Annotated in this window: 18 protein-coding genes; 16 read left to right on the forward strand and 2 right to left on the reverse strand. The window is 48.6% G+C overall.

Annotated features, from left to right (window positions below):
• Positions 1-379 precede the first annotated feature (379 nt).
• Positions 380-1,969 carry a PucR family transcriptional regulator gene (locus tag MKZ12_RS16395; RefSeq protein WP_339255521.1) on the reverse strand — a complete coding sequence of 530 codons (1,590 nt, stop codon included), beginning with the start codon at positions 1,967-1,969 and terminating at the stop codon, positions 380-382.
• A gap of 273 nt (positions 1,970-2,242) precedes the next feature.
• Here MKZ12_RS16395 and MKZ12_RS16400 point away from each other — a divergent pair, with 273 nt between their 5' ends.
• From MKZ12_RS16400 to ggt, 13 genes are all read left to right on the forward strand, one after another.
• Complete coding sequence (locus MKZ12_RS16400) at positions 2,243-3,040, forward strand: ABC transporter ATP-binding protein (RefSeq protein ID WP_339255523.1); 798 nt, start codon at positions 2,243-2,245, stop codon at positions 3,038-3,040.
• Between the two features lie 43 nt (positions 3,041-3,083).
• The gene (locus MKZ12_RS16405) at positions 3,084-3,962 is read left to right on the forward strand and encodes an ABC transporter permease (protein ID WP_339233977.1); all 879 of its coding nucleotides are present in this window, start codon (positions 3,084-3,086) and stop codon (positions 3,960-3,962) included.
• A gap of 27 nt (positions 3,963-3,989) precedes the next feature.
• Positions 3,990-5,018 (forward strand): ABC transporter substrate-binding protein, encoded by a 1,029-nt coding sequence (locus MKZ12_RS16410; RefSeq protein WP_339255525.1) that lies wholly within the window; start codon positions 3,990-3,992, stop codon positions 5,016-5,018.
• Positions 5,019-5,082: 64 nt separating this feature from the next.
• Positions 5,083-5,895, forward strand: coding sequence for a cysteine hydrolase family protein (locus MKZ12_RS16415; RefSeq protein ID WP_339255527.1), 813 nt, complete (start codon positions 5,083-5,085; stop codon positions 5,893-5,895).
• Between the two features lie 21 nt (positions 5,896-5,916).
• Positions 5,917-7,104 (forward strand): amidase, encoded by a 1,188-nt coding sequence (locus MKZ12_RS16420; RefSeq protein WP_339255529.1) that lies wholly within the window; start codon positions 5,917-5,919, stop codon positions 7,102-7,104.
• A gap of 72 nt (positions 7,105-7,176) precedes the next feature.
• Positions 7,177-8,019, forward strand: coding sequence for a creatininase family protein (locus MKZ12_RS16425; RefSeq protein ID WP_339255531.1), 843 nt, complete (start codon positions 7,177-7,179; stop codon positions 8,017-8,019).
• Positions 8,016-8,882, forward strand: a complete 867-nt coding sequence (locus MKZ12_RS16430; RefSeq protein ID WP_339255533.1) for a fumarylacetoacetate hydrolase family protein — start codon at positions 8,016-8,018, stop codon at positions 8,880-8,882. Before MKZ12_RS16425 ends, MKZ12_RS16430 begins: the two co-directional genes overlap by 4 nt.
• A gap of 35 nt (positions 8,883-8,917) precedes the next feature.
• A complete protein-coding gene (locus MKZ12_RS16435) occupies positions 8,918-9,934 on the forward strand; it encodes an ABC transporter substrate-binding protein (protein ID WP_339255535.1) in 1,017 nt (338 codons plus the stop codon).
• A gap of 49 nt (positions 9,935-9,983) precedes the next feature.
• Entirely contained in the window at positions 9,984-11,318 is a 1,335-nt protein-coding gene (locus MKZ12_RS16440) for an FAD-binding oxidoreductase (protein WP_339255537.1), read from the forward strand.
• Between the two features lie 96 nt (positions 11,319-11,414).
• The gene (locus tag MKZ12_RS16445; protein WP_339255539.1) at positions 11,415-13,097 is read left to right on the forward strand and encodes a CocE/NonD family hydrolase; all 1,683 of its coding nucleotides are present in this window, start codon (positions 11,415-11,417) and stop codon (positions 13,095-13,097) included.
• Between the two features lie 46 nt (positions 13,098-13,143).
• Entirely contained in the window at positions 13,144-13,584 is a 441-nt protein-coding gene (locus tag MKZ12_RS16450; RefSeq protein ID WP_339255541.1) for a cupin domain-containing protein, read from the forward strand.
• The gene (locus MKZ12_RS16455; RefSeq protein ID WP_339255543.1) at positions 13,581-14,909 is read left to right on the forward strand and encodes an amidohydrolase family protein; all 1,329 of its coding nucleotides are present in this window, start codon (positions 13,581-13,583) and stop codon (positions 14,907-14,909) included. The genes MKZ12_RS16450 and MKZ12_RS16455 overlap by 4 nt, the downstream gene beginning before the upstream one ends.
• A 57-nt stretch (positions 14,910-14,966) precedes the next feature.
• On the forward strand, positions 14,967-16,547 hold the full coding sequence (gene ggt / locus MKZ12_RS16460; RefSeq protein WP_339261456.1) for a gamma-glutamyltransferase: 1,581 nt from the start codon (positions 14,967-14,969) through the stop codon (positions 16,545-16,547).
• A gap of 332 nt (positions 16,548-16,879) precedes the next feature.
• Here ggt and MKZ12_RS16465 read toward each other — a convergent pair whose 3' ends face one another.
• On the reverse strand, positions 16,880-17,608 hold the full coding sequence (locus MKZ12_RS16465; RefSeq protein WP_339255545.1) for an SDR family oxidoreductase: 729 nt from the start codon (positions 17,606-17,608) through the stop codon (positions 16,880-16,882).
• Between the two features lie 198 nt (positions 17,609-17,806).
• On the opposite strand from MKZ12_RS16465, the gene MKZ12_RS16470 reads away from it, so the two are divergent.
• From MKZ12_RS16470 to MKZ12_RS16480, 3 genes are all read left to right on the forward strand, one after another.
• Complete coding sequence (locus MKZ12_RS16470) at positions 17,807-18,151, forward strand: helix-turn-helix domain-containing protein (protein WP_307534208.1); 345 nt, start codon at positions 17,807-17,809, stop codon at positions 18,149-18,151.
• 391 nt (positions 18,152-18,542) lie between these two features.
• Positions 18,543-19,679: a GntR family transcriptional regulator gene (locus MKZ12_RS16475; RefSeq protein WP_339255547.1), complete on the forward strand. Its 1,137-nt coding sequence runs from the start codon at positions 18,543-18,545 to the stop codon at positions 19,677-19,679.
• A gap of 169 nt (positions 19,680-19,848) precedes the next feature.
• Positions 19,849-22,074: a hypothetical protein gene (locus MKZ12_RS16480; RefSeq protein WP_339255549.1), complete on the forward strand. Its 2,226-nt coding sequence runs from the start codon at positions 19,849-19,851 to the stop codon at positions 22,072-22,074.
• The last annotated feature ends 26 nt before the right edge of the window (positions 22,075-22,100 follow it).

The following is a 22,100-nucleotide window of genomic DNA, read 5'->3' on the forward strand; positions in this document are numbered from 1 at the left end:
AATTCATGATTAGATATATATCTAATTTAAATATTACGGATTAGATTAGAGTAGCCTCCCCCTTTTTAAAGCTAAACGATATCATTTGCTAAATGGAAGTGTACATTATGAAGAAAATAAAAATAGAAGAAGGAATTTACCTCGAAATGATTTACTTCGGCGAAGTCTGCGCGACCTCCAGTCATTGCTGATTGATATCCAAAAGTTCCAGTACTGTGATTGGATCAATTTTGTTAGCTAGGGCAATTGTATGGTACGTTTTTGGATCACTGAGGCTCATATCCTCATCGTAGAATGCTTGTTGCATGGCGGACGTTAGATATAAAGCAAAGAAATTGAGGTTCCTAGGTATACCCTAGACCTTTTTTTAAAAAATTTGTCACTCGGAAGACATTAAATGCCTAAACATAAGTCCCAGCTTTAAGAGCAGCAGATGATCGGTATTCTTCAAATCCAGATTCAGCAGCCCCGAAATTTTCTCCAGTCTGTACAGTACGGTGTTGCGATGGATATATAACTCACGTGCAGTTTCATTCACTTGACCGTTGTTGGCGAAATAGGCTTCAAGTGTGTGCATCATCTCGCTGGTGTATTCCTCTTCTTTGTCCAGTAGAGGACGGAATAAATAAGAGCAATACCTGATCATGACCTCCTGTGGAATATGTTTGAAGAGATAAATAAATTCCAGGTCAGCAAACATGACAATCGGTTCGCTTAAACCAAGCTCCGTACTGATTCTCTCAGCATCCCCGCACTCCCGGAAGCCGTCGATGAACTCCTCCATTCCCGTTCTTACTTTACTGATAAAACATGTCCTTGTTCCGTGGTCCCATGAATGCATCAAATCCGCATATAAACGTACCGAATCCTCATACTTCCTTCGATCCTTGGCCTCTTCTTCTAGAAGGGGGAAGAGTGAATATATGCGATTCATCACATAAAAATGATGGGATTCGAAGGAGGACGTTTTGGGATGATCCTGAAGCCTATTCTGAATCTCCCTCAGTTTGCGCCTCTGACTTTCATGGTCCCAAGCATCCGCTCTTGAGGAAGATACCATGCATACGTAGGGCGTGCTCCAAAATGTGCTTCCCAATGCTTCGGCAAATTCGAGCACCGTTTTCAAAGAGGCGTTCCCCTTTAAGTAACGTTCCATGGCTGCGCCAAGACGACTACCTGCCGCAGTGGCCTCCTGATTCTGGATGACCTCCAGATGATAGGAAAGAATCACGGCAGCTTGGTGAAAAATGCCCTCCATTTCATGTGCTTCGAGCAGGTTTTCAGTTTGTATCAGCAAGTAGCCGTATGACTTTCCGTTTTTCAGCAGGGGCACCCGATACAATAAGTTGCTCGCCGACTTGTAAAACCGATTGTCCTGATTCCAGGGCCAATCGCTCAATAGCTCCATATCGGAACAGCGGGTCATATTATACAAGGTCTGTCCTTCAGAGGTAACAATGGCTAAAGGAACCCCTAAAATGCTTGTGATACTTTGAAAATAATTGGTGTACTCATCCGCCTGCATCGCAAAATCAACCAGCTTCTTCTGTGTTTCAAGCAATTCATTCAGCCGGCGCGTATCGCGTTGGAACTCGGATTGGTAGAGAGCAGTGATCTGCTCGGAAAAGGTGAATTGAAAAGGCAGCTCAATTAGGGGCAGGCCCAGCCGATCAGCTTCCAGCAGGGCTATCTCTGGTATTTCGGCCCAATATCGACCAAGCTTGATGCCAAGTCCGGAGGCCCCACGTTCATTCAGCTTTTGCAGCAAATTAACAAATTCCTCGGGTGAATCCCTAATCGCATACGCTGTAGTCAACAAGAGTTCCCCTTCTTTCATCCAGTTGATCACATCCGGCGCATCCATCAAATTGATGGAGCTAATCGTTCGAGAAATTCCTTTTTTACCGGCTGCCAACTTGCCTTCCGATAACGGGTACACCGCCAACGCATCTTCTATCGTCAATTGCATGTCATTTCATCCTCCTAAAAGATACATATCTGAATCAGGTACCAGACACCATGTAACTTTTTAAGCAATTATATAGGGGCTTGTCGAATTTCTGCAATCCATTTTGTTATATGAATGTAATATAAGTTAACGCAAAACATCAAATGTTCTGTTTTTGAACCAACGTAAAGCGTATACCGTTAGATAAAAAACCAAAATTGTGTAAGGAATATTTACACGAATATTTTTTGCCTATATGATAGGACAAAACTTCAAAGAGAAGAGGGGATTCAGATGCAGCTCACCCAAAATCAACAGGCAGCGGCCCAAAAGGACAGTCGTTCCATGCTTGTAATCGATGATGTCGGCAAAATCTACCCCAATGGCACTGTAGCTGTGCAGCATGCGAATCTGCATGTGGGGGAAGGAGAATTCCTATGTTTTGTCGGTCCTTCCGGTTGCGGGAAATCTACCATTTTCAATATGATTGCCGGTTTGACGGAACCGACCTCCGGTCATCTGACCGTGCTGGGTACTTCCCCAAAGGAAGCACGCAAACAGAATGAAATTGCCTTTGTATTTCAGGAGCATACCCTGCTCCCGTGGGCCAAGCTGATTGATAATGTCACCATGCCTCTTACTTTGCGTGGCTTATCCAAAAAGGAGCGGATTACCGAAGGGGAGCGGGTTCTAGAGTTGGTAGGCCTGAAGGATTATATGAAAGTGCTGCCCCGTGAGTTGTCAGGCGGAATGAAGATGAGAGTATCTATTGCACGAGCGTTGATATCTCGTCCCAAGCTGCTGTTAATGGATGAACCGTTTGGCGCCCTTGATGAAATTACCAGGCAGACGCTGCAGAATGAACTGCTAAATATTTGGGAACAGGACAAGAAGATGTCGGTTCTGTTCATTACGCATAACGTGTTCGAAAGTGTGTTCCTATCAACAAAAGTCGTGGTGATGACGCCTCGTCCCGGTAAAATTTCGGATTTCATTGATATTCCGTTTGCCTATCCGAGGGATGATGAATTCCGGACCCAACCTGAATTCGGTGAATATGTACGCAGCGTGTCCAATGTACTGAATCATTGATAGCCAGAATTGATAGCCAGAAATGAGAGGAGAGGGAAGCAACATGGAAGAGATGGTAGCTAATCCAGCCGTTGAAACGACACCAGGTATCCGAGCTTCTGGGAAGGACAATGCCCGCAGCCATCATCCGGCAGAAGAGAGCCCAATCATTGGACTGCTGAAAAAAATTCTGCCGCCAATCGTCGTGTTTGTCCTGTTTATCGGTGGATGGGAATTAATCGTGCGGATACTCGGAATGCCCCCATATATCTTGCCCAAGCCATCCGATATTGCCGCAGCCGCTGCTGAGAACAGTGCGAATCTGATTACATCAGTAAGCACAACCATTGTTGAGGCGTTGATCGGTTTTACGATCAGTGTCGTGCTCGGTATTTCATTGGCCATTCTACTGGCCCTTTCCAAAACAGTGGAAAAAAGCGTATATCCCTACGCTATTATCCTACAGACTATTCCGGTCGTTGCGGTAGCGCCAATCATAGTGATCTGGTTCGGAGCGGGAATAAATGCCATTGTGATCATTTCATTCTTAATTAGCTTTTTCCCGATTTTATCAAATACGCTGATCGGATTGAATTCAACGGATCAGAACATGAAGAATTTATTCTATTTGTATAATGCAAGCAAGCTGCAAACCATTTGGAGGCTGAGATTTCCAGCGGCACTTCCATACATTATGGCAGGACTGAAAATTTCATGCTCCAGTTCGGTTGTCGGAGCGATCGTGGGTGAATACATTGCAGGCATTGGTGGCGGACAAGGCGGACTCGGTTACGGGATTACTGTTGCGGCAACCCGTCTGCAAACGCCTTATCTGTTCGCCTGCGGTTTAGCGGCATCTGCCCTAGGAATCGCATTTTTCCTGATCATCAACATGGTGTCGAACAAACTTTTAAAGTCCTGGCATGAATCAGCAATGAAATGATACCAGAACCGGGGGAGAAGATCCAACATGTCCAATCATCATATGAACTTTCGTTACAAGAAATGGCTGCTGTCGACTGCTTCTTTGATCCTACTGCTTCTAAGCGCATGCTCCAATTCCTCCGCTCTAGAATCCGCCGCCTCGGCGGGAGGGGAAGCGGGAACAGATTTGAAGCAGGTGAAACTGATCGAGGGCTGGTACGCCAAAGGGGAAGATGGAGGCTATTTTGCGGCATTGCAGCAGAACTTTTATAAGGACAAGGGCATAGACATGACGATTCAGCCAGGAGGCCCCGAGGTGTCAACCATGCAGCTTGTCGCTGCAGGCAAAGCTGAATTCGGTATCTCGTATGCGGATGAAATTCTGAAGGCGCGGGAACAGGGAATCCCTGTTGTCGGTATCCTTGCCGGTTTTCAAAGCACACCGCAGGTTCTGATGTACCACAAGGGGGAGAACATTCAGGATTTCGCAGACCTGAACGGCAAAACCGTATACATCGGCACAGCGGTGCCTTACTGGGAATATATCAAGAGCCAATACAATCTGACAGATGTAAAAGAAATGAAGTATAACGGGCAGCTGGTCAATTTTATCAATGATCCCAGTTCGCTCAATCAGGGTTACATCACGAATGAGCCTTACGCACTTTCTCAGCAGGGGGTTGAGGTGGACTATCTGAAAATCGCCGATTCCGGTTATGCGAACTATGCAGACGTTCTTTTTACGACGGAAGATTACCTTAAAGAGCACCCTGATGTTGTTGAAGCTGTGGTGCAGGCAAGTCAGAAAGGTTGGAGCTACTACCTAGAGAACTATGAAAAGGTAAACCCGTTTATCCAAACCTACAATCCCGATATGACGGTAGAAGCAATGAATTATGAGGCAGTGCAGGAAAAACCCTTTATTCTTAACAAGGATTCCGAAGCAAATGGTGTTGGTTACATGACAAAGGAACGCTGGAGCACCTTGCAGGATCAGATGATCAAGGGCGGAGGATTAACGAAATCACTAGATGTTACCCAGGCGTTTACAACGGAGTATCTGATGAAGCCATAGACCTGAACCAAAAGTAATGTGAAGCTTCAAATCAGAAATTTCAGAAAAAATGAGGGGACTTAATATGTTCAAACTTGGAAATCGAAAGAGCTATTGGCAAGTGTCCGAAACGCTGGTGGATCTGAGGCGAACGCAAAAGTACGGCAAGTCAGTAACCCTCCCTGCACAGCCGCAGGAAGTCATATTTGATCTCGACCATACGGCAGTTATTGTCATCGATATGCAGAATGATTTCTGTACACCGGGTGGATGGCTGGATTCCATTGGGGTCGATACCTCTCCACTCCTTAACCCGGTCAGCCGGCTGAACCGACTGATGCCCGAGCTACGCAAAGCGGGAGTGCCTGTGATATGGGTGAACTGGGGCAATCGGGAAGACCGAATGAACGTGCCGCCATCCGTGCTTCATGTATACAATTCGGATGGGCGAGGCAACGGCATCGGGGACCCGCTGCCGGGGAACGGCTCCAAGGTGCTGGAGAAAGGCAGTTGGGGAACGGCCATTGTCGATGGTCTGGATTCGTCCCCCGATGATATCTATGTGGATAAATATCGCATGAGCGGGTTTTGGGATACACCACTGGACAGTATTCTACGCAATCTCAATATTCAAACGGTATTGTTTGCCGGAGTAAATCTCGATCAGTGTGTCATGCATACACTGCAGGACGCGGCTTGTCTCGGATATGACGGCATACTTCTGGAGGATTGCTCGGCAACAAGCTCCCCGGATTTCTGCATAGAAGCGACATTGTACAATATCAAGCAATGTTATGGCTTCGTTGCGGATTCCACCTGGTTGGTACAAGAGCTGAGCGGGGGAGCGACTCCTATAGAGAGGAATACCTCGGAAGAGCTGGCATCCTTAGAAGGCTGAGCGGAAGGATGGGATGAAGAAATGAAGGACCAATGGAACGCCATTGTCAACCAGGTGATCGTTGAACCGACAGGACAGGGTAGGCTGAACGGACTCAGCTATATGGTCAAGGATGTATATGCCGTCCGTGGCAATACAAATGGCGCGGGTAATCCGTGTTGGCTCCAGACGCATGGACCCGAGGCGGAACACGCGGAAACGCTCAACCTGTTATTGCAGCAAGGAGCAAGGCTAACGGGCATGACGCATACGGATGAGCTGATGTTCAGCTTGAATGGTGAAAATGTTCATTATGGAACACCAGTGAATCCAAGGGCTCCCGATCGCATCCCTGGCGGTTCATCGAGCGGATCGGCGGTTGCCGTCGCCGCTGGGCTTGCTGACTTCTCCCTTGGAACGGATACGGGAGGATCGGTCCGTGTTCCATCTTCGTACTGTGGAATTTATGGAATGCGTCCATCGCATGGCCTTGTCTCCGCGAAAGGCGTTATCCCACTCGCTCCCAGCTTCGACACCATCGGCTGGATGGCACGTGATCTCGAAACGCTGTGCCGGGTAGGAGAAGTGCTTTTGCCGCAGACAGACTCGGGTACAGGCTTCAGCCGGGTGCTCATCGGTGAGGATGCGTGGGAGCTTGCTGACACGGAGAGCAAAGAGGCGCTTACCCCTTACCTGAAGTTGCTGTGCGGCATGGCTGCGAGCCATGAAACTGTTCGCATCGCCCCTCAGGGTCTACCTGAATGGATGACCATGTTCAGGACGATCCAGGGTTATGAAATATGGCAGGAGCACGGGGCGTGGATTGAACGTGAGCAGCCGACCTTCGGACCAGATACGGCCGGGCGATTCTCCTGGGCAAGCACCGTTGAACGTGCCGATCAGGAGAAGGCAGCCAAACGCCGGGTTGAGGTGTGCAAGCACATGGCTGACCTACTCAGAACGGATACGGTGCTTGTGATTCCGACGACGACTGGAGCGGCCCCGAAGTTGGGCTTGGGCGGGCCTTTAATTGAAGAACGAAGAGTGAAAACGATGCGTTTAACCTGCATTTCCGGCTTGTCGGGTCTGCCGCAGCTTACGATTCCCGCTGCGGAGGTACTGGGCTGCCCGGTCGGTATTTCGATCATTGCCGGTCCGGGACAAGATCAACGTCTGCTGGAATGGGCCACATCCTTTCTTTCAGCAATAAATTCAGAAGTAAAAGGATAAGAGCATCATTCGATATATGAACATGAAGTTACACGTATAAACAATAAAGCCTCAGGAGAAAGGGTGTCTGTTATGTTTCAACGATATGAAGGAACAGCGTGGGAGGAACGATTTTTGCCCCGTCTGACAAGCAAACAGGTTCAAGAACTGCCAAAGGATAAGGCGCTGATTATTCTCCCAGTCGGAGCTGTGGAGCAGCATGGCCCCCATCTGCCTGTATATACGGACACTTTGATTGGGGAAGCGACATTATCACAAACGCTGGAGCGGGTGCGGGCGGATAAAGAAATCTGGCTGCTGCCTCCGGTCTCGTATGGCAAAAGCAATGAACATATCGGACTTCCGGGCACGATTTCCTTATCTGCGAGCACACTGCATGCCATCATGCTGGACATTGCAGAAAGTCTGAAGGCTAGTGGTTTTCGCAAGTTACTGTTGTTTAACACCCATGGCGGCAACGCGGATTTGCTAAATACGGTATCACGAGAAATACGGATCAGAACGGGGATGATGGTTTTCTATCTCAGTCCCGGCAGTCTGAATGTGGCAGAGGATCTCCTGTCTTCCGAGGAGCTGGAATACGGTATTCATGGTGGTGATTATGAGACCTCTCTCGTGATGTCCATCAAACCGGACTGGGTGGACAAGGAGTTCCTCGTCAAAGAGCTTCCTGATATGTCCTCTTACCGCTTTCTTACATTAGAAGGGAAAATTCGTTTCGCCTGGAAGATGGCTGATATCTCCGCTACCGGCATTGCTGGTGATGCTACGACGGCCACGCCTGAGAAAGGCAGCATTATTCAGGATAGAATCTCAACGATTTTGTCAGAGGCGCTGGAGGAACTGTGTGATTTTGAAATCACCGATGTCCGCAGGACCGAACCGGTTCAACAGCCAGCAGGAAGCACCCTGTGAAGCTCGTCAGTCTGAAATACGGCGATGGCGAACAGGCCGCGATTGAACATGCGGAACAATTCTTTCTTCTGCATGAGATCAACAGGGCGGAAGGAAGCACATGGGGCACCTCCGTTATGGAGATTTTGCAGCAAGGCCAGCTAGAGGAGCTAATCCAGTGGTATCAGAAGCACGGGGATAGAGCAGTTTCATCAATACCTTTCATACCTTCAGAAGGAGCCATAGCTGCTCCGCTCTTCCGCCACCCTCGTAAAATATGGGGAATTGGCATGAATTATGTGCAAAAAGCAATCGATCTCGCATCCACTCCTCCAGAGCGTGAGCCAGTCTGCTTCATGAAGCCGGACTCAAGCCTGATCGGGCCGGAAGAGTATATCCAGCTGACGGCTCAGGATGTGAATGTGACATCAGAAGCAGAGCTTGGCATTATCATCGGCCGAACCTGCAAAAATGTGCCGGAAGAACGTGCGCAGGAGGTCATTGCAGGTTTTGCCGCAACGCTGGATATGACTAACCAGGACATTCACGCACGGAACCCGAGATTCCTGCAGCGATCCAAGGTATTCGATACATTCTTCAGTCTCGGACCACAACTAATAACACCTGATGAAATAAGTGATCTGCAGAGCCTCGTCGTTGAAACGGTGTTGAATGATGAGGTTATTCATAGCAATACGGTGTCTCGCATGATGTATCATCCATGGTTCATTGTCTCGTATTTTTCACAGATGATGACTCTCTATCCGGGTGATGTGATCATGACAGGCACACCCGGGTCCGTCCGGATTCAGCAAGGAGATGTGGCCGAGTGTAGAATCAGTGGCTTTATGACGCTTCGAAATCCGGTAGGAGAAGTCGTATAAATCATCAGTAATTTTCCTTGGGGAGTGGTAATGAGATGAACAAGTACAGACAAAAGGGAACTGTCGTTTTACTCGCAGCAATACTTTCCTTATCCACATTGCTGGCGGCTTGCGGGAATCAGCCAACGGCTGAGAATGCCTCTGCTGCAGGGGGAAGCGAGGAACTCATGGCAATTACACAGGTGACGAACTGGTTTGCACAAGCAGAGCACGGGGGTCTGTATGCGGCAAAGGAACAAGGATATTACAATGAGGCTGGTCTCGATATGACCATCCAGGCAGGTGGGCCGCAGGTGTCTCCAACACAGATTGTGGCTTCAGGCAAGGCGCAGTTCGGACTGGCAACAGCGGATCAATTGCTGGTCGCTCGTGAAGAAGGAATCCCTCTTGTTGCGATTGCAACGATATTCCAGAAAAGCCCGCAGGGACTTATGGTTCATGCCAATCAGAACATGTCCTCCCTGGCCGATTTGAACAACCGCTCCGTATACGTGGGGACAGGCTCGGTGTTTTGGGATTTTGTGAAGAGTAAATACCAATTGGGTAACGTGAAGGAATTGGCTTATACCGGTTCTTTGGCTCCTTTTGTAGCCGATGAAACGGTTGCCATTCAGGGATATGTAACCAGTGAGCCGTACGAGATGAAGCAGCAGAATGTAGACATTGATTTCCTGCTACTGGCGGATGCCGGTTATAACCCGTATTCCAATGTGCTGTTCACCACGGAGCAGTATATCCAGGATCATCCTGATATTGTGCGTGGTTATGTCGAGGCTTCGATGAAGGGCTGGGATTATTACAAAACCAATTATGATACCGTGAATGACGTCATTTTAAAGGAAAACCCTGATTTTACGAAAGAAAAGCTGAACTATGCCGCAGAAGCGCTTATCCCGTTTGTATATGAAGGTGATGCGGCGACACATGGTGTTGGCTACATGACAGAGGAACGCTGGACGGAGCTCGGAAAGCAGCTTAAGGAGATTGGGGCATTGAAAGAGGAGCCTGATGTCAGCAAAGTATTTACGGATGAGTTCTTGCCGAATTCCTAAGAGATTCCTTTAATGAGATCAGTATTACAACATACGGGAGGGGAACCGAATGAATGAACATTGGATAACCGTATTGAAAGAACGCATGGATCCGGAATTGCTGCATTGGGAGGAGGCGGCGCTTGCCAAATATTCGATGGATTATCATCACTTCTCTCCTGTGCTGGCCAGTCAGCTGCAGGGTAAGGTCGCCGAGTGCATCGCCAGTCCGCGCACCGAGGAAGAACTTGACGATCTGCTCTCCATAGCAGCAGAGCTGGGAGTTCCGCTAACCATCAGGGGGAACGGCACCGGCAACTATGGCCAATGTGTTCCGGTCACAGGCGGAATCGTCCTGAATCTGGCCAAATACAACAAGGTGCTCGAAATGGGAGAAGGCACGATGCGGATCCAGGCCGGGGCCAGACTCGGCAAAATGGAATCTACTGCCCGCAAGGCAGGTTACGAGCTGCGTACGATGCCTTCCACCTTTCAATCCGCGACGATCGGCGGTTTTTTATGCGGCGGTTTTGGCGGCATCGGTTCGATCAGCTGGGGGACGATCTGGGATGGGTTGGTACGATCACTAAAAATCAAGACCGTTGAGGTTCATCCCCGTACCATTGAGCTCCAGGGGGACGAAGTGCTGCCTTACCTGCATACTTACGGTACAATCGGCATTTTTTCCGAAGTGGAAATCAATTTGGCTCCCCGAGTGGAATGGATGCAGTGGGCAGTGACCTTTGACCGTTTTGAACAGGCTTTTCGCTTCGGGCAGTCGGTAGCTGAGGACACTTCCTTGGTGAAAAGGCTAATTTCCATCCATGAATGGCCGGTACCATCCTATTTTCTTCCGCTTGATCTCCCCGCTGACCATGCTGTCGCATTGTTGGAAGTGGATACGGCCAACGAATCCCAGCTTGAACGTATCCTATCGGAGTATGGAGGGCACTTGGCTATGAAGGTCTCTGCCGAACAGTATCACAAAGGTGTAGGTGTCTCCGATTTCACATGGAATCATACAACTTTGTGGGCGCGCAAGGCAGATCCTGACTTGACTTACCTGCAGCTCAATTTTGACCCCTCCAGTGCCCTTGAGCAAATCTCATCAATGAAAAAGGAATATCCGGAAGTGATGAATCATATCGAGTTTGCCCGGCAAAACGGAAATTTGCTGATCTCCGGCTTGCCGCTGGTTCCCTTCACAACGGAGGAAAACCTGAATCAGCTGATGGAATGTTACGAGAAAAACCGCGTTATCGTCAACAATCCGCATACATGGGATTTGAAGGAAGGCGGGCGATCGTACGCCCATGATCGTTTGTGGGAAATCAAACATCGCAATGACCCGAAGGGAATTTTGAATCAGGAGAAATTAAAGCGTTCGGCAGTTAGCGGTATCTGATCAACGGGTGACGGAAGAATGGCGCAGCCTGCAGCAGTTAACGTGACATGCGGATTTTACTAGTCAATCCGTATCTACAGCAAAGGAGCGAGTTGCATGAAATTTGGAAATGTAGTCATCCGCCGAAAGGTCCCTTGCACGATGCGCGACGGCATAACGTTGTATTCAGATATATACCTGCCGGACGAGACAGGAGAATATCCTGTGCTGCTGATGCGCCAGCCCTACGGACGGTCGATTGCTTCTACCGTTACGCATGCCCACCCCGTCTGGTATGCAAGTAAGGGATATATCGTGGTAATCCAGGATGTCAGAGGGCGGGGCGAGTCGGAAGGCGAATTTAATCCGTTTGTTCAAGAAGCAGAGGACGGATTTGATACCATCGAATGGGCAGCCAGTCTGTCCGGCTCGACCGGGAACGTAGGCATGTACGGTTTCTCTTATCAAGGGCTAACACAATGGGCAGCAGCTTCCCTTCACCCTCCTGCGCTCAAGGCGATTGCACCGAGCATGTGTCCGGCAGACATGTATCATGGCTTGTTTTATCCACATGGCTCCTTCGCACTTGGCAACCATCTGCCGTGGGCTTTCCAACTGGCTCGTGACACGGCACAAAGAGCGGGTGACTTCGAAACGGCAGAGCAATGCTCACGACTCATGCGCAGCCCCGATGAGATGCTTTGGAAAATGCCATTGAATGAAAGACATCCAATTCTGGAGCAATACTTTCCCTCATTTTATGATTGGATCGATCATCAAGCGTACGATGAGTACTGGGAGCAGATGAACTGGATCAACGATATCGTAAAGGAACCCGTGCCGGCGCTTCATATTGGGGGATGGTATGACGGTTTCCTCATGGGCACGTTACAGTCGTTCGAAGCTCTGCAAGCTACGGCCACACCGGATTGCTTTCATCGGCTCATTGTCGGCCCGTGGGCCCATATTCCATGGGGGCGAAGAGCGGGCGGAATCGATCATGGCGAGCAGGCGGATGGTGATCATCATCTGGAGCAGCTGCGCTGGTTTGATTATTGGCTGAAGGGCAAGGAAGACATGGAACTGTCTGGTGAACTGCCGATCCGATATTTTGACCAATTGAGTCATGAATGGCATACGGGAGAACAGCTGCCTTCTCTATATGAGGATGGGGCCTCTCCGTCCGAATGGTTTTATCTGTCCGGGTCACAGACACCGGCGAATGGTGCGGCAGGAGGGGGGAGACTCGAAAAGCATAAGGAAGATGTAGAGGAAGCTGTGCCGGATGTATTCGTGTACGACTCACGTCTGCCGATGCGCCTGGACTCTTACCTGCCGTCGGACCGAGCTGCCATTCAGGAACGGCAAGAAATTCTGGTATATACGGGAGGGCCGCTTGCAGAGGATATCCCGATTTTTGGGTCCCCGGAGTTATCCGTGCAGTACCAAACATTGGGAGGTCCGACGGATCTGGTAGCCATCCTCACCACCGTATCCGAGAAAGGAACGGCCCGGCTACTGAGTGTGGGTCGCACGGAAATCTGCAGTGAAGGAGCAGATGCTTCCAATGAATGGAGAACAGCGCAGATCCGGCTGCGTCCCTTGGCGGCCACCCTTCCGGCTGGCTCGTATGTCCGGCTTGAGTTGACAGGCAGCGCCTTCCCGTTATTCGCCCGGCATCCAAACGGTGTTAGAGACGAGATGAACAGCACGGGAACAGGTGGGTTGAAAATTGCTACCACAGCTGTTCGCAGTACAGAACAGGACATATCCTGTTTGAGGCTACCGGTAAAAAGATAAAAAGCGAAGCATAAATTAAAATCAATCAAAGTGAGGTTGAATGTATATGGTGAACATTCCAGGTCTGGTTGCTGGTAACTTTGAGAATTGTCCCGTCCACAAAATTTCCGCACAGGATACGAATAAGTTCATCCTGCTGTGCGACAGGGAGCAGGTTCCTTTCACTTCATTTGTGGAGATCTTCGAGGTTGGAGGCAGAACTCCATCCAATGAACACCGGGAAGCTTATGAATATTTTTATGTGTTAAAAGGGGAGGGGCTAGCCAAAGTTGGCAGCGAGTATGAGACTCCGGTCCGCCAAGGCTCGTTCATTATCATTCCACCGGGCAACCATCACGATATTATTAACACGGGCAGCACACGTCTGTATTGTCTGACGACCATGGTACCGGACGAAATGTTCTCGGATATGATCAAAGCGGGTCCGGCCACCAAGCTTGACGAGGAGGATCTGGCCGTGCTTCAGGCGCTGGCTACCGCACAATGAGTGCAGGGCTGCGTTTCATTAATGTATGCCTTCCGCACCGGAAAGACCTTGGTCTTTATGAACTAAAGGCGGAGGTTGGAAAATGGGTTAGCATCCGTCGGCAAGATGATTTCCTTGATGCATGGGAAAGCGGCGCTTCCCGTCTGATGCTCCCGCATCAGGCTGGATCGGATCTGAAACGGCTCGCAGACGCAGATTGCATCGATCTGCAGGGCGGCATGATGCTTCCTGGCCTGGTTGACTGTCATATGCATCTGGATAAGGCCTTCTCGCTTGAGCAGGTGTCGAATCGATCCGGTACACTTCATGAAGCTATTCTTAATTACAGCCAGGCTGTACAGACATTCAGCAAGGAGCAGTTAGCGGAACGCATGCTGACGGCTGCCAGAATGGCACTGAGCTACGGGACCACGACCATAAGGAGCCACCTCGACTTCCCTGTTCATTTGGGGAGAGAGGTGGCCTTTCGGACAATTGAGGCAGCCTTGGAAGTACGGGAGAAGTTGAAGGGTAATATGGCTATCCAATATGCGCTCATGGTTCCATTCCGTGGCAATCATGAAGCTGCGGATGAGGCCATCGAGGAAGCACTGCGGATGGGAATTGATGTACTTGGCGGAGCCCCTCATCTGGCAGATGACTCTGAAGGAGAGATTAGCAGGATTTTTCGTATAGCAGAACGTTTCGGTGTACCTATTGATCTGCATGCTGATGAAAGTGATCATCCCGGAAAAAAAACCGTGCTGAGCATCGCTGAGCATACGATTCGCTACGGTTATCAGGGCAGAGTGACGGCAGATCATCTGTGCTCATTGTCCGCAATGACGGAAAAAGATGCACAGCATGTGATGGCGAAGATGAAGGAAGCCGGTCTGAACGCGGTAACGCTGCCTGCGGTGAACCTGTATCTTCAAGGACGGGAAGATCGCGGCCTGGTAAGACGGGGCACAACACGCATTCGCGAGCTGCTTGCAGAAGGCATTCCGCTTGCTGCGGCCTCCGACAATATTCAAGACCCATTCCATCCGTTCGGCCGCGGGGATTTGATACAGATCGCCCAAATCACATCATATGCTGCCCATATGGGCAGTGAACGGGATTTCGTACAGCTGCTGCGGATGATCACGGATATACCTGCTGAAATCACGGGCTGCGACGAGTATGGAATAGAAGAAGGGCATGACTGCAACTTTGTTGTCACGGATGCTTCGGATGTGACGCAGCTGTTATCAGGTACAAAAATGAGTCGCTGGGTGTATGCCTCCGGCAGATGGCAGTCTGCTTTGCATACCGCTCAGTCATTCACGTCTGAACTGGTAACATGATTAGCAACAAACAGGAATTACCCTCAGTTGAACATAGAAGAGAAAGAAGGTGGCAAGATGGTTCCACAAGTCACAGGCACACAGACGATGGTCGTCAGCCCTCACTCTTTGGCCAGCGCGGCAGGATCGCGTATTTTGCAGCAGGGAGGTAACGCCTTTGATGCCGCCGTGGCGGTGAGCGCCTGTCTTGCCGTCGTATACCCCCATATGACGGGACTCGGAGGTGATTCCTTCTGGCTGACCTATAGCACCGAAGAGAGAAAGGTCAGGGCATATAACGCGAGTGGACGTTCGGGCAGTCGGATTACCGCGGCCTGCTTTGCCGGCGAATCAGCCATCCCGCAGCGGGGACCCCGAAGCGTCATTACCGTGCCGGGTATGGTGGACGGTTGGGATGCCATATTACAGGAATATGGTACGAAGACGCTGGCGGAGGTGCTTGAGCCCGCGATCCGTTATGCGCTGGAAGGTTTCCCGCTATCGCCGGACCAGCATGTCAATACGGCTGAGCGTTTCGATGTGCTGGCAGCTTATCCACAGACTGCCGCCATCTATCTGCCTGGAGGCAAGGTTCCGGAGCAAGGCAGCCGCTTTGTGCAGTCTGCTTTGGGAAGCAGCCTGCTCCAGGTTGCGGATCAAGGTCGAGATGTATTTTATTCAGGCAGTGTTGGTCAGGAGATTGTTCGCTCACTTAAGGAGCAGGGAGGTCTACTGACACTGGAGGACTTTGCGAGACACAGAGGTGAATGGGTGGAGCCGATCAAAGGGAGTTACCGAGGGCTTGATCTTTATCAAGTCCCACCGAATTCACAGGGCTTTACCGGTATAATGGCGCTTCAAATTATAGAACAGTTTGATTTGGAGAATATAGAGCACGGTTCCTATGAGTACTATCACTTGCTCGTGGAGGCGCTGAAGCTGAGCTTCCGTGACCGTGATCGTTATTTGACAGACCCACAATTTTCCTCCATTCCGTTGGACCGACTGCTATCCAAATCCTATGCTGCGAAGCTGGCGGCCTGCATCGATATGGAGCGAGCTCTGCCCATGGATACCCAGCCGGTAGGTCATGATACGGCATATGCGGCAGTAGTAGACAGCGAGGGGAATGCTGTGTCATTTATCCAAAGTCTCTATTTTGAATTCGGCTCGGCTGTGGTTGGGGGAGACACCGGTATATTGCTGCAGAACCGAGGCTCATTCTTCTCCCTTGATCCGTCGCATGTGAACAGGCTGGAACCGGACAAAAGAACCTTTCATACGCTGATGCCGGCGATGGCTTGCCGTAATGGGAAGCCATATATTTTGTACGGTACCCAGGGAGGAGAAGGTCAGCCCCAGACTCAGACCGCGCTGCTGACTCGCATGGTGGACTATGGTATGACTCCCCAGACCGCTGTGCGTGAACCCCGCTGGGTGTGGGGAAGAACGTGGGGAGAGGCAACACAAGAATTGAGAGTGGAGGGCCGAATCGCGGCAGAAGTGCAGCAGCGTTTAAAGCTAGCCGGACACAAGGTAAACACAGTTGAAGAGTTTGCTAGAGTCATGGGACATGCGCATGCCATTATGATCGATGACAATGGTTTCCTGCTCGGGGGCACAGACCCCCGCTGCGATGGTGCGGCTATCAGATGGTAAAGCAGAACCAAGTGAAAGGTCTGAGTGTATGCCGCCCAGGCTTTTATTATGGCTTTAGCTAGTTGAGTGCGTGAAACGCGCGAAACAAAAACCACCTGCTATGCGGGTGGAGGGATTGAGGGTTTGACCACTAAGATCATTCCGATACAAACCCGCTCTAGGCGCGTTTTTTTCAATTTAAAGGGTCAAGTTCATGTCCTTGGTCAGGCACATGAATTTGACCCTTATAGCCGTTGACTACACAGAGAGTCTACTCCCGCTACTCTGGTGAATGGGACTGGGAAACTGCATGTAACTTACGGAATACTCAGAAATTGCTCGGGTAAAATGGTTTACCAAGGCACAACTCCATTTTCATCAAAAAATCTACCGGTTGGACCATCATTATTGATTGTGGCGAGCTTAACTACACTGGAAGCTGCTTGTTCGACTGTGCGATAGCCACTATTACCATTTAAATCGGTAGCTGTAAATCCAGGGCAAACCGAGTTGATTTTAATAGGAGTATCTCTTAATTCTTTAGCAAAGAAAACAGTTAAAGCATTTACAGCCGTTTTGGAACTATTATAGGCGAGCGAATTCACATTATAAAATTCCGACGTTGGATCTGAATTCAAAGTTAAGGAACCTAATCCGCTGGAAAGATTTACGATTCTTCCGGCAGAAGATTTTTGGAGCAAGGGAAGTAATGCTTTCGTGACAGAAAATACGCCGAAAACGTTTGTCTCATAAGTATTCTTGAGAACGGACAGTTCCAGTTCACTTGGAGATGTGGTGCCTTCAAAAAACACGCCTGCATTATTAATCAAGATATCAAGGTATCCATATTCTTGTTCAATCCATTCTACTGCGGAGAGAATGGAGCTGGGTTTTGTGACATCAAGAACCACCGTTTTAGCTTTAATGTTCTCCGTTTCCAAGTGCGTTACGGCCTCTTGTCCTTTTTCTTCGCTTCTTGCTCCTATTAAAATCTCATACCCCATGTTTCCCAATTGTCTTGCTGTCTCAAAACCAATACCCTTATTGCCACCTGTAATTAATACGATCTTGGATTTATTCATAAGATTGCCTCCCTAATCTGTTTTCTAAAACCTGTACCTACGAAAATATATTTAATTCTTATAGTTGTGACTGCCATTAAGATTCTCTCATTGTACCCATGATATATCTCCTTTCATTTTTGATATAGTTAATATAGTGGAAATGATTGAGACTTATAAGTACGCACATTTTTGTAACTTAATGAATGGAGTGGCAATATGGGATATGGATTAAAAAATTATGGCGATTGCAGTGAAGAGGTTATAAAGGCTTGTCCTGTTGAAATGGTTTTACATATGATAGGAGGAAAATGGAAGGGAATCATTATCGACATTTTATCCGAAAAATCGGTCAGATTTAATGAACTTAAACGATTAATACCAGGGATTACACAACGGATGTTGACTTTACAGCTCAGGGAACTTGAGGCGGATGGAATTGTGAAGAGGATAGTAGATGACACTGTGCCACCCAAAGTAGAATACTCCCTCACTGAACAAGGAAATAAATTGTCGAGTATCATCGATTCTATAAGAGTATGGGGAAAAGAGTTTCAATCCTAAGTCTGCGATCGGGAAGTCTTAATGGATAGCCGCGTCGAAAAAAAATCGTAGGCGTCTCCACTTTTCACCACGCCGCATAGCAAAATTCGATTCAGAAGTTTTGATTCTGGGCGGACTGCAACTCTAATGTTGGAATGCCTGAATCGCTGAACCAATAAGGCTTTTGTGCCCTAAGAGATCACCAAGCACGATTAGTTTATGGCGCACACGAGAGTAGGGGATCAACACCTGATGATCCTGCGCCCAGAAAAATGGTTTGTCTCCCAAATAAAGAAGGTGAGTCAAGGAATGAAGGATTGACAGGCATTATACGGTTGTTTATTGTACTTATATGTGTAAAAATATATTTTATATATAAAAATATAATGAATGAATTGGTGATGTGATTATCATGAGTACGAATGATCGAATACCGTTGTACCAACAAATTCAAGACTATATCCGCAAATTCATTGCTTCCGAAAATATGAAGCCGGGTGATCGAATACCGACAGAGAAGGAACTCATGGAACGATTTAACGTTAGCAAAATTACAGTTGTGAATGCCCTGACAGGCTTGGCTAACGAGAAATTGATTGCACGCGTCCCGGGGAAAGGAAGCTTTGTCGCGGAAGGCACAGATGAAGCAGACACCGCATTTTCTGAATCTCCGGCAGTAAAGGGAGGCAGATCGAGCACAAGAATGATTGGGGTGATCATGCCTACGATTCACGACTACTTTGCGATTCGACTCATCGAAGGAATCGAGCAGTCACTCAATCAGGAAGGTTATCGCAGCATGATCATGCTGACGCATGGCAACATCGAGAAAGAAAAGGATGCGATCAGGGAGTTAAAGGCACTTGGAACTGAGGGGCTCTTAATCTTTCCTGTGGATGAAGGTAACTATAACGAGGAGATTCTCGGCATGAAGTTATCCGGCTTCCCTTTTTTGCTGATTGACCGATATTTGCCTGGCGTCGAAACCCATTACATTGCGGCAGATGGAAGGTTGGGCGTGAAGCTGGCAGTTGAACATCTATGGGAGCTTGGACATCGTGATATAGCGATCTGCTCGGATTCTCCATTGCAAACCGTCACTGTCCAGGAGCGGATTGATGGTTATATTGAAGCACTGAAGGATAAAGAAGCATTGATTAACCCTGCACATATGATTACAGATTTCAAACCGCTGTCTGTTCTGAAAGACGCCGAAGCCCATCCGTTGTACCGATATATCAGCAACAAAATGGTGACTGCTTATATATCGCTGAATGGCAGGCTGGGGGTTCAGATCTATCAAATGGCCAAGCAAGCCGGTCTTCGCATTCCCGAAGATGTATCGATTGTAAGCTTTGATGACCCCACTTCCATCGTGGAGGAATTCAGTATTTTTACACATGTAAAGCAATTTGAGAGAGAGATGGGAATCCGAGCAGGCAACCAGCTTCTAGGAGTCATTCGGAATAGCCGCGAGATTACGGGCTTCAGCAAAATTCTGATTGAACCTGAACTTGTCGTTCGTCAAACGACTGGAAGATGTCCCTAATCATCATATATGAATGCTTAAATTTAAGTCTTTTCCGTAGATGTACGGAAAGGACTTTTTTATTTTTATAAAAACATATTGAATATATTCTTAATATATATTATATTTTGTAAAATGGTGAAAATTTACAACGAAAGACCAATCCAACAGGGGCAGGGAGGTCATAGCTGTGGTTAGAGATCGGAAAGAAGAACGAACCGGATTCCAGGAATCAGCACCCTATCATCCTGATTATGATCTGCAAACGGATTTTGTCATGGTCTATGGAATGGATGATACGATGCCGCAACGTATTCAGGAATGGAAGGATATAGGGTACGTGGTTCATTTAATGACAGGAGTAGCATGGGGGACCTATAACGACTATCTGGACGGGGAAGTAGACGGAGAAACGCATTGGGATGAAGCCCAGATGGATCGCGATGGCGAAATGATTGTCCATGGGAAGGAACCTATTATTCCTTACATGGTCCCAACGGTTTCCTTTGGTAAATATATCGCTGAACGCATCCGTGCAGCTGTTGATTCTGGCGTGGAGGCGATCCATCTGGAGGAGCCTGAATTTTGGGTAAATGGGGGGTACTCTGAATCGTTTAAGAGAGAATGGCAGTTATATTACAAAGAACCCTGGAGTCCGCCTCACTCCTCACCCGATGCACAGTTTCGGGCTTCCAAATTGAAAGCGTATTTATACACACGTGTGTTAGACCGATTGTGTACCGAGATGAAAGATTACGCTCTGAAACGTTACAATCGCATATTGCGATTCTACGTTCCGACCCACAGCCTGATCAATTATACGCAGTGGCGAATTGTTAGCCCGCAGTCTCGATTGATAGAGCTTCCCTCCGTAGATGGATATATTGCACAAATCTGGACCGGGACATCACGAACACCGAACGTGTATGAAGGGGTGCGCAAAGAACGCACTTTTGAAACCGCTTACTTGGAATATGGTGTCATGCAAGAGCTTGTGCGGGGTACAGACAGACGAATGTGGTTTCTGCATGACCCTATCGAGGACAATCCGAATTATACATGGGCCGACTATAAACAGAACTACCTGAAGACCGTTGCTGCTTCCCTGCTTCATCCCGGGGTTTCCCATTACGAGGTCGCACCTTGGCCGCGAAGAATTTTCAAAGGTACTTATCCTTCCGATGAAGGCACGCATAAAGAGCGGATTCCACCTGACTATGCAACGACATTGCTGCATGTCATACACACGCTTGGCAACATGGATCAAGACAATGTCGAAACAGAAGGTCAATCTCCCCGCATTGGTGTATTAATTGCCGACTCAGCGATGTTTCAGCGCATGAAGCCGGAGCTGGGGGCATCGAATGCTGCAAAGTATGACGGCACAGATCCGGAAGGATTCCAAGAGGATGGCGACACGGAGCTGCTGGATTTCTCTCCATTCTATGGGCTTGCCCTGCCATTGCTTAAACACGGAATACCTGTGAGACCCGTCCAGCTTGATAATGTGAGGCGCTATCCACATTACCTGGCTCCATATCGTGTTCTGCTGTTGAGTTATGAGTACATGAAGCCGGAGCACTCCGATATCCATTATGCACTGGCCCAATGGGTACAGGATGGTGGTGCATTGATTTATGTGGGAGACGACAGCGACCCCTATCACAACATCCGGGCTTGGTGGAATGATGACCAGCGCAGGGAAAGCACGAATACCATATATCCCTCACCACGCGAGCACTTGTTTGAAGAGCTAGGGCTTAAGTTAGAACAGGAAGGGATTCATCCTGTGGGCAAAGGGGCGGTGTATTGGCTTCCTGTACATCCGGCTGCATGTGCGTCAAGTAAAGCGAGTGCAGATCAACTTCGCCAGACTGTGAAAGAAACATGGGAGAGACTACAGGATCCCAACTTCCGTTGGGAAGCCAAGCATTATTTTAAAATTAAACGTGGGCCCTACATCATAGCCTCTGTCCTGGAAGAGTCCATATCCGAAGAACCACTGATTATCCCAGGTCCGGTGGTGGACTTGTTCGATCCTGACCTGCATGTTCGGCAAGAAGTAAGGTTAGCTCCTGGTGAGCAAGCACTGTTATACGACATTACGGCAGGAAGGCCACAGCAAGACAAGGTGAGCCTGATCTCTGCCTCTTCCAGAATTGAAGATCTGACGATAACGAATACAGGTTTTCAATGTGTAGCCAAGGGTCCGACTAACATGCAGGCCACCGCCAGATTCTATTGCCCATTTGAACCCATATCCATTTGCAGTATAGATCAACACCAGACTGTGCTTGCCGAATGGAAATGGGATTCAAAATCGAAAACCGTACTGCTGAACTATGAGCATGGCAGCAAGAACAAGGTGGAGATTCAAGTAAGGTGGGATCATGAGAATGCAAAAGCGAAAACTTGATGAACGAGAGGAGAGAACACAACCAT

The sequence above is a fragment of the Paenibacillus sp. FSL R5-0713 genome (assembly GCF_037973325.1).
Taxonomy (GTDB): domain Bacteria; phylum Bacillota; class Bacilli; order Paenibacillales; family Paenibacillaceae; genus Paenibacillus.

Coding starts and splice junctions, on each gene's coding strand:
- MKZ12_RS16395 (WP_339255521.1), bottom strand. CDS start 1,969: ATGCAATTGACGATAGAAGATGCGTTGGCGGTGTACCCGTTATCGGAA.
- MKZ12_RS16400 (WP_339255523.1), top strand. CDS start 2,243: ATGCAGCTCACCCAAAATCAACAGGCAGCGGCCCAAAAGGACAGTCGT.
- MKZ12_RS16405 (WP_339233977.1), top strand. CDS start 3,084: ATGGAAGAGATGGTAGCTAATCCAGCCGTTGAAACGACACCAGGTATC.
- MKZ12_RS16410 (WP_339255525.1), top strand. CDS start 3,990: ATGTCCAATCATCATATGAACTTTCGTTACAAGAAATGGCTGCTGTCG.
- MKZ12_RS16415 (WP_339255527.1), top strand. CDS start 5,083: ATGTTCAAACTTGGAAATCGAAAGAGCTATTGGCAAGTGTCCGAAACG.
- MKZ12_RS16420 (WP_339255529.1), top strand. CDS start 5,917: ATGAAGGACCAATGGAACGCCATTGTCAACCAGGTGATCGTTGAACCG.
- MKZ12_RS16425 (WP_339255531.1), top strand. CDS start 7,177: ATGTTTCAACGATATGAAGGAACAGCGTGGGAGGAACGATTTTTGCCC.
- MKZ12_RS16435 (WP_339255535.1), top strand. CDS start 8,918: ATGAACAAGTACAGACAAAAGGGAACTGTCGTTTTACTCGCAGCAATA.
- MKZ12_RS16440 (WP_339255537.1), top strand. CDS start 9,984: ATGAATGAACATTGGATAACCGTATTGAAAGAACGCATGGATCCGGAA.
- MKZ12_RS16445 (WP_339255539.1), top strand. CDS start 11,415: ATGAAATTTGGAAATGTAGTCATCCGCCGAAAGGTCCCTTGCACGATG.
- MKZ12_RS16450 (WP_339255541.1), top strand. CDS start 13,144: ATGGTGAACATTCCAGGTCTGGTTGCTGGTAACTTTGAGAATTGTCCC.
- MKZ12_RS16455 (WP_339255543.1), top strand. CDS start 13,581: ATGAGTGCAGGGCTGCGTTTCATTAATGTATGCCTTCCGCACCGGAAA.
- ggt (WP_339261456.1), top strand. CDS start 14,967: ATGGTTCCACAAGTCACAGGCACACAGACGATGGTCGTCAGCCCTCAC.
- MKZ12_RS16465 (WP_339255545.1), bottom strand. CDS start 17,608: ATGAATAAATCCAAGATCGTATTAATTACAGGTGGCAATAAGGGTATT.
- MKZ12_RS16470 (WP_307534208.1), top strand. CDS start 17,807: ATGGGATATGGATTAAAAAATTATGGCGATTGCAGTGAAGAGGTTATA.
- MKZ12_RS16475 (WP_339255547.1), top strand. CDS start 18,543: ATGAGTACGAATGATCGAATACCGTTGTACCAACAAATTCAAGACTAT.